This window comes from Streptomyces sp. NPDC102437 (assembly GCF_044765565.1).
In the GTDB taxonomy this organism is placed as follows: domain Bacteria; phylum Actinomycetota; class Actinomycetes; order Streptomycetales; family Streptomycetaceae; genus Streptomyces.
The window spans coordinates 101,492-115,984 of sequence record NZ_JBIWKI010000007.1 but is presented as its reverse complement, the minus strand read 5'-3'; the positions used below and the strand labels follow the sequence as shown (position 1 = coordinate 115,984).

Here is a 14,493-nt window from a genome sequence, read left to right as displayed (position 1 = left end):
AGCACCGCGCACCGCGTGAGAGACTGGTCTAGACAACTTTTGATTCGTGAAGGGCAGAACCATGGCTGAGCGCCGCGTCAACGTCGGTTGGGCCGAGGGCCTGCACGCCCGCCCCGCTTCCATCTTCGTCCGTGCCGCCACGGCTTCCGGCGTCCCCATGACGATCGCGAAGGCCGACGGCAACCCGGTGAACGCTGCCTCCATGCTCGCGGTCCTCGGTCTCGGCGCGCAGGGCGGCGAGGAGATCGTGCTCGCATCCGAGGCCGACAACTCCGAAGCGGCTCTGGACCGCCTGGCGAAGCTCGTCGCCGAGGGGCTCGAGGAGCTCCCGGAGACCGTCTGAATCATGTTCCGCGAAAGAGCCGTGGCACCCTGAACCGGGGCCGCGGCTCTTTTGTTTTCCGGAGCAGAGCCTCCGGCGAGGATTCGGATGAAACAATGCGGGCGGGCGGAGCGCGGGCACGCGAAATTCAGGTGGCGCGAAATTCGGTCCGAACCGGTGACGACATCCCGCCCGATTGCTTCCCTCTGTATACGGCGTAATTGTTAATTCCGGACGCCTGCGGTGTTTACGGAGTGTTGCGTGCTCCTCACCCCGCCGGGGGCGGCGGGCCCCCCTCGCAGCCGGTGCGCGGCCGCGGCCCGCTCCGCATGGTGCGCGGCCAGCGCCCTGGCCCGTTCCGCGTCGCCGCGCGCCACCGCGTCCACGATGGCCCCGTGCTCGGCCCAGGAGTCCACCGGGCGGGCAGGCTGCTCGACCGCGTACATCCAGGCGATCTTGTGTCTCAGCTGGGTGAGCAGCGCGATCAGGCCGGGGCTGCCGGAGGCCTGCGCCAGCGTCTCGTGGAACCAGCCGCCCAGCGCACGCAGGTCCTCGCCCTCGCCGCGCCGGGCCCGGTCCTGGCCGAGCCGCACGAGGCCGCGGAGCACCTTGAGGTGTGCTTCGGTGCGGCGTCGCGCGGCGCGGGCGGCGCCCAATGGCTCCAGCAGCGTGCGGACCTCCAGGAGGTCGGCCGCCTCCAGCTCGGTGGGCTCGGCGACGCAGGCGCCCGCGTGCCGGCGGGTGACCACGAAACCCTCGGACTCCAGGGTGCGCAGCGCCTCCCGTACCGGGACGCGTGAGACCCCGTAACGGCGGGCCAGCAGCTCCTCCCTGAGACGGCTGCCGCGTTCGAAGACACCGGAGACGATGTCGTCACGGATTGCCGTGCATACCGAATGCGCCGGAATGCGCATGTCCGAACCTCCGCCTCAATCCCCCGCGAAACGCGGCCGGCCGACGCCTGATACGCGACTCTATTGCAATGCGGCCGCATTTCCGATGCCGGGCAGAAATTCATGAATATATTTTGGCCACGGGGTGGCCGGGCGGGCAGTCGTCCCCCGCGGCCGGGCGGCGGGAATGCCGAAGGCCCCGGCATGCTGCCGGGGCCTTCGGACGAGGTGGTGCGTGGGCGTCGGTCAGACGTTGACGCCGTGGGCGCGCAGGTACGCGACCGGGTCCATGTCGGAGCCGTACGACGGGGTCGTCCGGGCCTCGAAGTGGAGGTGCGGCCCGGTGGAGTTGCCGGTCGAGCCGGACAGGCCGATCTGCTGGCCCGCGCGGACGCTCTGGCCGATGGAGACGCCGATCGAGGAGAGGTGGCCGTACTGCGTGTACGTGCCGTCCGTCATCCGGAGCACGATGTTGTTGCCGTACGCGCCGCCCCAGCCGGCCTCGACGACGGTGCCGGCGCCGACGGCGACGACGGAGCTGCCGGAGGCGGCGTGGAAGTCGATGCCGGAGTGGCTGCCGGAGGACCAGAGCGAGCCGCTGGACTTGTAGCCGGTGGTGACGTACGAGCCGGCGACCGGAAGCCGGAAGGCGCCCAGGCGGGTGCGCTCGGCGGACCGGGCGGCGCGTGCCTTCTCGGCGCGGGCCTCGGCGGCGCGCTTAGCTTCGGCCTTGGCGTTGGCCTTCGCCTCGGCCTTCTTCTTGGCCTCGGCCTTGCGGTGGGCCTCGGCCTTCGCCTTCGCCGCGGCGTCGGCCTGGTGCTGCTGGGCGTCGGCCTGGGCGTCGATCCGGTCGGCGAGGGTCTTGTCGATGGCGATGACCTGGCTGAGGCCTGTCTCGCTCACGGAGGGGGCGTCGGAGTCCGCTGCGAAGGCGGGAGCGGCCAGGCCGCCGATGACGCCGGTGGTGGCCAGAGCCGCGACGCCGACGACCTTCGCGCTGCGGCGCGTCAGTCGGCTCGGGGCACGGTGCTTCCCGGTGGCACGGGTGAACGCCATGGAGTGGCTGGTCCTTTCCTTCCTTCTCGCCTACCGGGTTAGCTGACGGGTTCGGAGCAGGAAGGTCTCCTACGGACGCACCGGCCCGTCCGGGCTCAGGCATCCGATTCACCCCAGGGACTTCATGGGTCCCCGGCTCCCCAGGCTCACGCCTGGCGGGGACTCGGCGATGACTGTCCGGTACGTCGCGGATGCGGCATACGAGTGACGGACAGTCGAGCCGACGCTAAGCGGGGTCACTTTCATTCACCAAACGGACAGGCCGTTTTGTAGCGCATCCCACAGGGCAGACAGGCAACCTCCCCCCAGAACGGACAAAAAGGAAGAACCTGGCGAGATCACACTCGCAAGGGTCTTCCTTCTGTCCCGGTATCTGCCGGTACAGCGAGAGTGGCGACGGGCAGGACGGGGCTGATGACCGGCCCCGCCCGGCGCCCGCCGGGCCACTCGTCAGCCGGTGACCACCGACACCTCTCCGATGCCCAGCGCCCGGACGGGCTCCTCGATCCGTGCCGCGTCGCCGACGAGGATCGTGACCAGCCGGTCACCCGGGAAAGCGTTGACGACCGCCGCGGTCGCCTCGACCGTGCCGGTCTCCGCGAGCCGGGCGTACAGATGTGCCTGGTAGTCGTCGGGGAGGTGCTGCTCGACCTGGTCGGCGAGGGTTCCCGCGACTGAGGCCGCCGTCTCGAACTTCAGGGGCGCCACACCCACGAGGTTCTGCACGGCCGTCTCGCGCTCCTCGTCGGTCAGCCCCTCCGCCGCCAGGGTCCGCAGCACGGTCCACAGGTCCTTGAGCGCCGGTTCGGTGGACTCCGTGTCCACCGAGCCGCTGATGGCGAGCATCGCGGCGCCGGTCGCCCCCGAGGCGGTGTCCGGGGCCGATGACCGCAGCACCTGGGCGAAGGCCCGTACGCCGTACGTGTAGCCCTTCTCCTCGCGCAGCACCCGGTCGAGACGGGAGGTGAGGGTGCCGCCCAGGCAGTACGTGCCGAGCACCTGGGCCGGCCACACGCTGTCGTGCCGGTCGGCGCCGATCCGGCCGATCAGCAGCTGCGTCTGCACCGCGCCCGGACGGTCGACGATCACCACCCGGCCGGTGTCGTCGGCGGTGATCGGCGGAGCGGGACGCGGGGCCGCGGTGTCGCCCGACCAGTCGCCGAGGGTGTCGGCGAGCAGCGCGTCCAGGTCGATGCCGGTGAGGTCACCGACGACCACGGCGGTCGCCGTGGACGGCCGGACGTGGGCGTCGAAGAAGGCGCGCACAGCGGCCGGGTCGATCCGCTCCACCGTCTCCTCGGTGCCCTGGCGCGGGCGCGACATGCGCGCCTCGGCCGGGAAGAGCTCCTTGGACAGTTGCTTGGCGGCGCGCCGGGCCGGGTTGGCCTGCTCGTGCGGGATCTCGTCGAGCCGGTTGCGCACCAGCCGCTCGATCTCGCTCTCGGCGAAGGCGGGCGCCCGCAGCGCCTCGGCGACCAGCGCTAGGGCCTTGGCCAGCCGGGAGGCCGGGACCTCCAGGGAGACCCGGACACCGGGGTGGTCGGCGTGCGCGTCGAGCGTGGCACCGCAGCGCTCCAGCTCGGCGGCGAACTCCTCGGCGCTGTGCTTGTCGGTGCCCTCGTTCAGTGCCCGCGACATGATCGTGGCCACGCCGTCGAGGCCCTCGGGCTCGGCGTCCAGCGGGGCGTCGAGGAAGATCTCGACCGCCACGACCTGCTGGCCGGGGCGGTGGCAGCGCAGCACCGTGAGGCCGTTGGGCAGGGCGCCGCGCTCGGGCGCCGGGAAGGCCCAGGGGCGGGCGGGGCCGGGGGCCGGCTGCGGGTGGTACTGCATCGAAACTCCAGTCGCGGCAGCGTCGGTCACTGGTCCGCCCCCTCGTGCGCGTCGGTGTCGTCGGCGTCGGTCGCCTCGGTCTCATTGGGCTCCGCGGCGTCCGCGGGCTCGGCCGGTTCGACCGGCTCGTAGACCAGCACCGCACGGTTGTCGGGGCGCAGCTGGGCCTTGGCGGCCGCCTGGACCTCCTCCACGGAGACGTCGAGCACCCGCTGAACGGCGGTCAGGGCGAGCTGCGGGTCGCCGAACAGCACGGCGAACCGGCACAGTTCGTCGGCGCGGCCGGCGACCGTACCGAGGCGGTCCAGCCACTCGCGCTCCAACTGGGCCTGCGCGCGCTCCATTTCCTCGGGCGTCGGGCCCTCGGCTGCGAACCGGGCGAGCTCCTCGTCGACCGCGGCCTCGACCTGCGGCACCTCGACGCCGCCGGACATCTTGACGTCCAGCCAGCCCAGCGAGGGCGCACCGGCCAGCCTCAGCAGTCCGAACCCGGCCGCCACGGCCGTACGGTCACGGCGCACCAGGCGGTTGTACAGCCGCGACGACTCGCCGCCGCCGAGCACGGTCAGCGCGAGGTCCGCCGCGTCGCACTCGCGGGTGCCGTCGTGCGGCAGCCGGTAGGCGGCCATCAGCGCGCGCGCCGGGACCTCCTCGCGCACCTCCTCGCGCAGCTGCTCGCCGATGATCTCGGGCAGCGTTCCGTCGCGCGGCGGCTGCTTGCCGTCGTGGGACGGGATGGAACCGAAGTACTTCTCGATCCAGGCGAGGGTCTGCTCGGGGTCGATGTCGCCGACGACCGAGAGCACCGCGTTGTTCGGCGCGTAGTACGTACGGAAGAAGGTGCGCGCGTCCTCCAGGGTCGCGGCGTCCAGGTCGGCCATCGAGCCGATCGGGGTGTGGTGGTACGGGTGGCCCTCGGGGTAGGCCAGTGCCGTCAGCTTCTCGAACGCCGTGCCGTAGGGGACGTTGTCGTAACGCTGGCGGCGCTCGTTCTTGACGACGTCGCGCTGGTTCTCCATGGACTCCTCGTCGAGCGCGGCGAGCAGCGAGCCCATCCGGTCGGCCTCGAGCCACAGGGCCAGCTCCAGCTGGTGCGTGGGCATGGTCTCGAAATAGTTGGTGCGCTCGAAGCTGGTGGTCCCGTTGAGCGAGCCGCCGGCCCCCTGCACCAGCTCGAAGTGGCCGTTCCCCTTGACCTGGCCGGAGCCCTGGAACATCAGGTGCTCGAAGAGGTGAGCCAGCCCCGTGCGCCCCTTGACCTCGTGGCGCGAGCCGACGTCGTACCAGAGGCAGACCGCGGCGACCGGGGTCAGATGGTCCTCGGAGAGCACCACGCGCAGGCCGTTGGCCAGGCGGTGCTCGGTCGCTGTCAAGCCGCCGGAGCCGGCCTGAGCGGTGGCCGTGTGACCCATGGGCATGTACGTCCCTTCGATCGCGATACTGGATTTCCTGCGAGACCTGCCACCTTAGGCAAGCGCACGGACCCCTGGCGAAGTTCCCGTAACGCGGAAGTTCGCATGAAAGAGGGGCGCATCCCCCTCTCGGCGGGGCGCGAAAGCACCGCGGCCGGGGCCCGGAACGCCTCTTGGGACGGGTCGAGGTCGGCGATGTCAGTGCGGCGGTCCACAATGGTCCGCGTCAGAACCTGAGGTTGCCCGAACAGAATCCGTGAAGGAGTCGCAGCAGCGATGGCCCGCCGCAGCACGAAGACCCCGCCGCCGGACGACTTCGAGGAGAAGATCCTCGACATCGACGTCGTCGACGAAATGCAGGGCTCCTTCCTCGAGTACGCGTACTCGGTGATCTACTCACGGGCCCTGCCCGACGCCCGCGACGGCATGAAGCCGGTGCACCGCCGCATCGTGTACCAGATGAACGAGATGGGCCTGCGCCCCGATCGCGGCTTCGTGAAGTGCGCCCGCGTCGTCGGCGAGGTCATGGGCAAGTTGCACCCGCACGGGGACGCGTCGATCTACGACGCGCTGGTCCGCCTGGCGCAGCCGTTCTCCATGCGGCTCCCCCTGGTCGACGGCCACGGCAACTTCGGATCGCTCGGAAACGACGACCCGCCGGCCGCCATGCGGTACACCGAGTGCCGGATGGCCGACGCGACGTCACTGATGACGGAGTCGATCGACGAGGACACCGTCGCTTTCCAGTCGAATTACGACGGCCAGGAGACGGAACCGACCGTTCTCCCCGCCGCGTATCCGAACCTCCTGGTCAACGGGTCGTCCGGGATCGCGGTCGGCATGGCGACCAACATGCCGCCGCACAACCTGGGCGAGGTCATCGCCGCCGCCCGGCACCTGATCAAGCATCCAGGCGCGGACCTGGAGACCCTGATGCGGTTCGTGCCGGGTCCCGATCTGCCCACCGGCGGCCGGATCGTGGGTCTGGGCGGCATCAAGGACGCGTACGCCCGCGGCCGCGGCACGTTCAAGATCCGTGCGACCGTCTCGGTGGAGAACGTGACGGCCCGCCGCAAGGGCCTGGTCGTCACCGAACTGCCCTTCACCGTCGGCCCGGAGAAGGTGATCGCCAAGATCAAGGACCTGGTCTCGGCGAAGAAGCTCCAGGGCATCGCGGACGTGAAGGACCTGACCGACCGCGAGCACGGCCTGCGCCTGGTCATCGAGGTGAAGAACGGCTTCGTGCCGGAAGCAGTGCTGGAGCAGCTCTACAAGCTGACGCCGATGGAGGAGTCCTTCGGCATCAACAATGTGGCGCTGGTCGACGGACAGCCGCTCACTCTGGGGCTCAAGGAGCTCCTGGAGGTCTATCTCGACCACCGCTTCGACGTGGTGCGCCGGCGCAGCGAGTTCCGCCGGGGCAAGCGCCGCGACCGGCTGCATCTGGTCGAGGGCCTGCTCGTCGCGCTGATCGACATCGACGAGGTCATCCGGATCATCCGGTCCAGTGACAACTCGGCGCAGGCGAAGGAGCGGCTCGTCGAGCGGTTCTCGCTGAGCGAGATCCAGACGCAGTACATCCTGGACACCCCGCTGCGCCGGCTGACCCGCTTCGACCGGATCGAGCTGGAGAGCGAGCGGGACCGGCTCAACGGCGAGATCGAGGCGCTGACCGCCATCCTCGAATCGGACACCGAGCTGCGCAAGCTGGTCTCCTCGGAACTGGCCGCGGTCGCCAAGAAGTTCGGCACCGACCGTCGTACGGTGCTGCTGGAATCGGCCGGTGCCCAGGTCGCCTCGGTGCCGCTGGAGGTCGCGGACGACCCGTGCCGGGTGCTGCTGTCCTCGACCGGTCTGCTGGCCCGTACCGCCAATGACGAGCCGATCGTGCTCGCCGAGGACGCCAAGCGTTCCAAGCACGATGTGATCGTGTCGGCGGTACCGGCGACGGCCCGCGGCGATGTGGGCGTCGTGACGTCGACGGGCCGGCTGCTGCGGCTCGCGGTGATCGATCTGCCCCAGCTGCCGGACACCCATGCGGCGCCCAGTCTGTCGGGCGGGGCGATGATCGCCGAGTTCCTCACACTGGAGAGCGACGAGTCCGTCGTCTGCCTCACCACGCTCGACGAGGCCTCCCCGGGGCTGGCGATCGGCACCCTTCAAGGGGTCGTCAAGCGAGTGGTGCCGGACTACCCGGCCAACAAGGAAGAGCTGGAGGTCATCGCCCTCAAGGACGGGGACCGGATCGTCGGCGCCGCCGAGCTGCGGACCGGCGAGGAGGACCTGGTCTTCATCACGTCCGATGCGCAGCTGCTGCGCTACCCGGCGGCGCAGGTGCGGCCGCAGGGCCGTCCCGCCGGTGGCATGGCAGGGGTCAAGCTCACGGCGGACGCCGAGGTGATCTCGTTCACGGCGGTGGATCCGGCCGCGGACGCGGTGGTGTTCACCGTCGCCGGCTCGCACGGCACGCTGGACGACTCGGTGCTGACGTGCAAGCTCACCCCGTTCGACCAGTACCCGCGCAAGGGCCGCGCCACCGGTGGGGTGCGCTGCCAGCGGTTCCTCAAGGGCGAGGACGTCCTGGTGTTCGGCTGGGCGGGGGCGACGCCCGCCCGCGCCGCGCAGGGGAACGGCACGCCGAGCGAGCTGCCGGAGCCGGACCCGCGGCGCGACGGTTCGGGGACACCGCTGGCCAAGCCGGTCGCCGTGGTGGCCGGACCGGTGTAGCCGGCCGGGCGACGCGTGGCGGAGTGCTACGCGTCGTCCGGTCGGTCCGGCTGTTGCACGTACCGCAGGACGCCCCACATGCTTCGCTCATGTGCGGCGTCCTGCGCCGCGTCCTGGCCCGGTGCGGCGCTCTCGCGGCAGTCGGCGAGCTCCTTGTGCAAGGCTTCCGGGGCGATGCCCGAGCCGATCAGCACCAGCTGGGTCCGGCGTGGCTCGTCGCGCTTCCAGGGCTGCGGCTCGAACCGCAGGAACCTGCCGACCGCGTGCAGGACGTACTTGTCGGCCCGGTCGCCCACGCCGAAGTCGACGAATCCCTTGATCCGGTAGACGCCCTGCGGCCGGGAGTCGAGAAACTCCATCAGGCGGCGGGGGTTCATCGGCACGTCTGCGGTGAAGGACACGCTGTCGTACGCGGCGTGCAGGTGGTGCCCGTCCCCGCCCTCTTCCTCGCTCCGGTCCCGGAGCAGGTCCTCGAAGGTGAGCTGACGTACCTTCTCCTCGCCGTTGGGCCGCAGCGCCGGGTCGAAGAGCAGCTGCGGGTCGATGCGTCCGTACACGGCACCGATGACGGCCGCCGCGCCGCCGGGGGCACCCGCCGCGGCGATGACGTCCCGGATGCGGGTCTGTTCCTCGGTCCCGATCCGGTCGGTCTTGTTCAGCACGACGAGGTCGGCGACGGCGAGATGGCGGTCGATCTCCGGATGACGGTCCCGGGTGGCGTCGAACTCTGCGGCGTCGACGACCTCGACCAGTCCCCCGTACACGATGTGCGGATTCTCGCTGGCCAGGATCATGCGCAGGAGTTCCTGCGGTTCGGCCAGTCCGCTGGCCTCGATCACGATCACGTCGAGACGGGCGGCGGGCCCGGTCAGTGTCTCAAGGAAGGTGTCGAGTTCGCTCGCGTCGACCGCGCAGCACAGGCAGCCGTTGCCCAGCGAGACCGTGGAACCGACCTGTCCGGAGACGGTCATGGCGTCGATCTCGATGGAGCCGAAGTCGTTGACGATCACACCGATCCGGTTTCCGGCGCGGTTGCGCAGGAGGTGGTTGAGCAAGGTCGTCTTGCCCGACCCCAGGAACCCCGCAAGGACGATGACCGGGATCTGCTGCTTGCGGGGTGGGGACGTCGGGTTCAACTCGGGCCTCTCTCGGGGACTCAGGGCACGGGGACCGGCTGCGGCGGGGGCGTACCGACATAGCGGGCCGCCGGGCGGATGATCTTCGAGTCCTCCGCCTGCTCCAGGATATTGGCGCTCCAGCCGACCACCCTCGCCGCGCAGAACGTCGGCGTGAACATCTCGCGCGGCAACCCGCACAGCTCCATGACGACCCCGGCGTAGAACTCCACGTTGGTGTGCAGTTCCCGGCCCGGCTTGAGCTCGGCGAGTATCGCCTCGACCTGGCGCTCGACCTCGACGGCGAAGTCGACCAGCGGGCCGCCGAAGTCCTGGGCGATGCCCCGCAGCATCCGTGAGCGGGGGTCCTCGGTGCGGTAGACGGGGTGCCCGAATCCCATGATCCGCTCGCCCGCGAGCACGCGCTCGCGGATCCAGCCGTCGATGCGGTCGGGGGTGCCGATGGCGTCCAGGGTGTCGAGCGCCCGGCTGGGCGCTCCGCCGTGCAGGGGTCCGGAGAGCGCGCCGACGGCCGCCACCAGGCAGGCCGCCATGTCGGCGCCGGTGGAGGCTACGACGCGGCCGGTGAACGTCGAGGCGTTGAAACCGTGGTCGATGGTGGAGATCAGGTACTGCTCCACGGCCCTGGCGCGTGCGGGGTCCGGTTCCGAGCCGGTGAGCATGTAGAGGTAGTTGGCCGCATGGGGCAGGTCGTCGCGCGGCTCGACCGGTTCGAGGCCCCGGCCGAGGCGGTGCAGCGCGGTGAGCACGGTGGGAACGGCGGCGCAGGCGGCCAGGGCGTCGGCGCGGCGCCGGTCGGCGTCGATGTCGTACACCGGCCGGAAGCCGGCCGAGGCGCCGAGGAGCGAGAGGGCGGTACGCAGACCGGCCAGGGGCCCGGAGGCGGCGCCGGCGCGTGCGACGGCGGGCAGCGCCTCGCGCACCTCGGCGGGCAGTCGGCGCAGCGCGGCGGTGCGGGCGGCGAATTCGGTACGGGCCGCGGCGTCGGGCAGCGTGCCCTCGGACATCAGGTACCAGACGTCCTCGAAGCTGCGGACCTGTGCCAGTTCGATCGCCGAGTACTGCCGGTAGTGGTAGAAGCCCTCGCGCCCCCGGACATCGCCGAGGGCCGTGTCGGTGACGACGACGCCCGCGACGCCTCGGGGTACGTCGAGCGGGACTGCGCTGGTCATGGTCGGCATCTCTTCCTCCGTGAGCGTCCTGGCGGTCTCAGTGATATTGATTTCGACCTTCCATGATTGACTTAAATCCTGTCAACATTGATTGAATCAATATGGATACGGTGTCGGCATGAAGGAACGAGCAGCTCCCGGCGACGGTCCGGAGGCGATGGCTCCGCAGCGGCTGAGCACCCGGGAGGCGGCCGAACGCCTCGGGGTGAAGCCCGAGACGGTGTACGCGTACGTCAGCCGGGGCCAGCTCAGCAGCAGGCGCGCCCCGGGCGGACGCGGCAGCACGTTCGACGCCGCCGAGGTCGACGCGCTGGCCCGCCGCACGGCCCGCAGGCCCCCCGCACCCGCCGGCGACCTGGTCTTCCGCACCGGCATCACGCTGATCGAGGGCGACCGCTACTACTTCCGCGGGGTCGACGCGGTCGAGCTGGCCCGGCAGTACGCCTACGAGGAGGTCACCGAGTGGCTCTGGACCGGCGAGCTGCGGCCCGGCGTCCGCTTCACGGCACCGGCCGAAGCGCTGGCCGCAGCGCGCCGGGCGGTCGACGCGCTGCCCGTGCACAGCGGCTCGACGGACCGGTTGCGGGTGGCGGTGGTCGCCTCGTCGACCGCCGATCCGCTCCGGTTCGACCTGTCGCACGAAGCGGTGCTCGCCGCCGCGCGCGGCCTCGTTCCGACCCTGGTCGGCGCACTGCCCCCGGCCGCAGGCGCACCGTCGGCGGCCGGGGAACCCGAGGAGCGGACGGAGGGGAACGGCGCCGGACTGGCCCGGCGGCTGTGGCCGAAACTCACCCCCCGGCCGGCCGACGAACCGTCGCTCGCCGCGCTGAACACCGCTCTCGCTCTGCTGATCGACCACGACCTCGCGGCCTCGACACTGGCCGCCAGGGTCGCCGCATCCGCCCGCGCCCATCCGTACGCGGTGGTCTCCGCGGGCCTCGGAGTCCTGGAGGGCCAGCTGCACGGGGCGGCGAGCGGGCTGGCGCACCGGATGCTGACCGAGGTCCTGGAGCGGGGCAGCGCCGTGCCTGTGGTCGCGGACCATCTCCGTACCGGACGCAGGGTGCCCGGACTCGGCCACCGGCTCTACACCGCCGAGGACCCGCGGGCGCGGGCGCTGTTCGCCCTGCTCGGCCAGGTGCCGAAGGCGGCCGCGGCGCTGGCGGCCGCACGTGACGTGGTCGCCACGACGGCCCGGCACGCTCCCCTGCACGCCAATGTCGACCTGGCGCTCGCCGTGCTCTCGGTCTCCTGCGGCATGTCCGCCGAGGCCGGCGAGACGGTGTTCGCGGTGTCCCGCACGGCCGGCTGGATCGCCCATGCCCTGGAGGAGTACGGCGAACGGCCCCTGCGGATGCGCCCCAGCGGCCAGTACGGCGGGCCCCGGCCGCCTCGGCCGCTGCCCGAGCCCGGCGCCACCGCCATGGGTGAACCGCCGGGATAGACGGTCCGCGGGGAGCACACGGAAAGGGACTCCGGGAAGAGGCACTCCGAGAGGCGGGCTTCGGGGGTTCCTGGAGGGGATTTCGGAAAGCACCGGAATGCCCTTTACCGTTCATACGATGAGCGCCCCACCGCCCACCGCCAGGAGAGCACGCCGGCCCGTCTGGCCGCAGCGGGTCTTCTCCCAGGTCCTGCTGATGCAGCTGGCCGTCGCCACCGGTGTCACCGTGCTCGCCACCGGCCTCTTCCTGGCGCCCCTCAGCGCACAGCTGGACGACCAGGCGATGCGCCGTGCCCTGGCCATCGCGCAGAGCACGGCGGCCCAGCCCCGGATCACCGAGGCGCTGCTCGCCACCGACCCGTCCCCCGCCGGACCCGTGCAGTCCGCGGCCGAGCGGATCAGGCGCGCCACCGGCGCCGAGTACGTCGTCGTCATGGACCGGCACGGGGTGCGCTGGTCGCACACCGACGCCGACGAGATCGGCAAGGTCGTCTCCACCGACCCGAGCGACGCGCTCGCCGGCCGCGAGGTCATGGAGATCGACAACGGGACGCTCGGCCGCTCCGCCCGTGGCAAGGTGCCGCTGCGCGACGAGGCGCAGCACATCGTGGGCGCGGTCTCCGTCGGCATCGCGTACGAGGGTGTCCGCGCCCGGCTCCTCGCGACGATCCCCGGGCTGTTCGCCTACGCGGGCGGTGCGCTGGCCGTGGGGGCGCTGGCCGCCTATCTGATCTCCCGGCGTCTCCAGCGGCAGACCCATGACCTCGCGTTCTCCGACATCTCCGCGCTGCTGACGGAGCGCGAGGCGATGCTGCACGGCATCAGGGAAGGAGTCGTCGCGCTCGACCGGACGGGCAGGATACGGCTGCTGAACGACGAGGCGCAGCGGCTGCTCGGGATCGGCCCCGACGCGGCGGGCCGCCCGCTGGACGCCGTGCTCGGCGCGGGCCGGACGGCCGATGTGCTGGCGGGCAGGGTGCTCGGCGACGATCTGCTGACGGTCCAGGGCACCCGGGTCCTGCTCGCCAACCGGATGCCGACCGACGACGGGGGCGCCGTCGCCACCCTCCGCGACCGCACCGAACTCGAACACCTCGGCCGCGAACTCGACTCGACACGCGGCCTGATCGACGCGCTGCGGGCCCAGGACCACGAGCACGCCAACCGGATGCACACGCTCCTGGGGCTGCTGGAACTGGACCTTCACGAGGACGCCATGGAGTACGTCACCGAGATCGTGGGCGTCCAGCGGGCGACCGCCGAGCAGGTCACCGAGAAGGTGCACGATCCGCTGCTGGCCGCGCTCCTGGTCGGCAAGGCGACCGTGGCGGCGGAGCGCGGTGTCGCGCTCCGCCTGGCCCCGGGGACGCTGCTCCCGGACCGGCTGGTGGACCCTCGCGGGCTGGTCACCGTCGTCGGCAACCTGGTGGACAACGCGCTGGACGCGGCGGCCGGTGCGGACGGCGCTCTGGTCGAGGTGGGTCTGCGTGCCGAGGGCCGTACGGTGGTGCTGCGGGTCGACGACAGCGGTCCCGGGGTGCCGCCCGGACAGCGTGAATCGATCTTCACGGAGGGCTGGTCGACGAAGGAGGTCCCGGCACACGGCAAGCGCGGTCTGGGCCTCGCCCTGGTGCGGCGGCTGGCGGAACGGCAGGGTGGCGGCGTCACCGTCGACGAGGGCACGGACGGCGGCGCCCGGTTCACCGTCGTACTGCCGGAGGCCCTTGCCGACACAGTGGAAATGACCGAAACGAATACCGGCACGGCGGGAGAAGCCCAGTGATCGAGGTCCTGGTCGTGGACGACGACATCCGGGTCGCGAAGGTCAACGCGGCCTATGTCGCCAGGGTGCCGGGATTCCGGGTGACCGCCCAGGCGCACTCCGCCGCCGAGGCCCTCGCCACGATCGAGAGCCGCCCCGTGGATCTGGTGCTGCTGGACCACTACATGCCCGACCGCAACGGCCTGGCCATGGTGCGGGAGCTGCGCAGGCTCGGCCACCACACCGACGTGATCATGGTGACGGCGGCGCGCGACGTCGCCACCGTCCAGGAGGCCATGCGGCACGGCGCGCTGCAGTACCTGGTGAAGCCGTTCGCGTACGCGGGGCTGCGCACCAAGCTGGAGGCGTACGCGGCACTGCGCCACACGCTGGAACGCGGTGGCGAGGCCGAACAGGGTGAGGTGGACCGGCTCTTCGGCGCCCTGTGGGCGGCGGGCGAACCCGATCTACCCAAGGGCCACTCGCCGACCACGGCGGAACTGGTCAGGCAGGCACTCCGGAGCGCCGACGGGCCGCTCTCCGCGCAGGAGATCGCGGAGAGCGCCGGCATGAGCAGGCAGACCGCCCAGCGCTATCTGAAACTGCTGGAACGGACCGGCAGGGTGCGGCTGACGCTGCGGTACGGCGAGACGGGCCGCCCGGAACACCGCTACACCTGGTCCACCGGCACACAGACCTGACCCCGACCGGCCTCACCCCGTCCGTACGGTGCTGG

11 protein-coding genes and 1 riboswitch are annotated in these 14,493 nt (G+C 71.4%); of the genes, 5 read left to right on the top strand and 6 right to left on the bottom strand.

Features of this window, described 5'->3' with window-relative positions; translation table 11 throughout:
- Positions 1-61 precede the first annotated feature (61 nt).
- Complete coding sequence (locus ACIRJP_RS11565; RefSeq protein ID WP_356088077.1) at positions 62-343, top strand: HPr family phosphocarrier protein; 282 nt, start codon at positions 62-64, stop codon at positions 341-343.
- A gap of 203 nt (positions 344-546) precedes the next feature.
- On the opposite strand, the gene ACIRJP_RS11560 is transcribed toward ACIRJP_RS11565, so the two are convergent.
- From ACIRJP_RS11560 to ACIRJP_RS11545, 4 genes are all read right to left on the bottom strand, one after another.
- Positions 547-1,236: a GntR family transcriptional regulator gene (locus ACIRJP_RS11560; protein ID WP_404171394.1), complete on the bottom strand. Its 690-nt coding sequence runs from the start codon at positions 1,234-1,236 to the stop codon at positions 547-549.
- Positions 1,237-1,461: 225 nt separating this feature from the next.
- Complete coding sequence (locus tag ACIRJP_RS11555; RefSeq protein ID WP_404171391.1) at positions 1,462-2,271, bottom strand: M23 family metallopeptidase; 810 nt, start codon at positions 2,269-2,271, stop codon at positions 1,462-1,464.
- A gap of 12 nt (positions 2,272-2,283) precedes the next feature.
- Positions 2,284-2,450, bottom strand: a riboswitch (cyclic di-AMP (ydaO/yuaA leader).
- Positions 2,451-2,721: 271 nt separating this feature from the next.
- Positions 2,722-4,104, bottom strand: coding sequence for a M16 family metallopeptidase (locus tag ACIRJP_RS11550; protein WP_404171388.1), 1,383 nt, complete (start codon positions 4,102-4,104; stop codon positions 2,722-2,724).
- A 26-nt stretch (positions 4,105-4,130) separates the two neighbouring features.
- Positions 4,131-5,522, bottom strand: a complete 1,392-nt coding sequence (locus ACIRJP_RS11545; RefSeq protein ID WP_404171385.1) for a M16 family metallopeptidase — start codon at positions 5,520-5,522, stop codon at positions 4,131-4,133.
- Positions 5,523-5,792: 270 nt separating this feature from the next.
- On the opposite strand from ACIRJP_RS11545, the gene ACIRJP_RS11540 reads away from it, so the two are divergent.
- Entirely contained in the window at positions 5,793-8,243 is a 2,451-nt protein-coding gene (locus ACIRJP_RS11540; RefSeq protein ID WP_404171382.1) for a DNA topoisomerase (ATP-hydrolyzing) subunit A, read from the top strand.
- Between the two features lie 26 nt (positions 8,244-8,269).
- Here the strand turns inward: ACIRJP_RS11540 and ACIRJP_RS11535 are convergent, their stop codons facing one another.
- Entirely contained in the window at positions 8,270-9,379 is a 1,110-nt protein-coding gene (locus ACIRJP_RS11535) for a CobW family GTP-binding protein (RefSeq protein WP_404171379.1), read from the bottom strand.
- Positions 9,380-9,399: 20 nt separating this feature from the next.
- Positions 9,400-10,551 carry a citrate synthase/methylcitrate synthase gene (locus tag ACIRJP_RS11530; protein WP_404171376.1) on the bottom strand — a complete coding sequence of 384 codons (1,152 nt, stop codon included), beginning with the start codon at positions 10,549-10,551 and terminating at the stop codon, positions 9,400-9,402.
- Positions 10,552-10,669: 118 nt separating this feature from the next.
- On the opposite strand from ACIRJP_RS11530, the gene ACIRJP_RS11525 reads away from it, so the two are divergent.
- The 3 genes from ACIRJP_RS11525 (at position 10,670) to ACIRJP_RS11515 (ending at position 14,458) form a co-directional block, all read left to right on the top strand.
- Positions 10,670-11,995, top strand: a complete 1,326-nt coding sequence (locus ACIRJP_RS11525; RefSeq protein ID WP_404171373.1) for a citrate/2-methylcitrate synthase — start codon at positions 10,670-10,672, stop codon at positions 11,993-11,995.
- A gap of 118 nt (positions 11,996-12,113) precedes the next feature.
- Complete coding sequence (locus ACIRJP_RS11520; RefSeq protein ID WP_404171370.1) at positions 12,114-13,778, top strand: ATP-binding protein; 1,665 nt, start codon at positions 12,114-12,116, stop codon at positions 13,776-13,778.
- The gene (locus ACIRJP_RS11515; RefSeq protein WP_404171367.1) at positions 13,775-14,458 is read left to right on the top strand and encodes a response regulator; all 684 of its coding nucleotides are present in this window, start codon (positions 13,775-13,777) and stop codon (positions 14,456-14,458) included. The genes ACIRJP_RS11520 and ACIRJP_RS11515 overlap by 4 nt, the downstream gene beginning before the upstream one ends.
- The last annotated feature ends 35 nt before the right edge of the window (positions 14,459-14,493 follow it).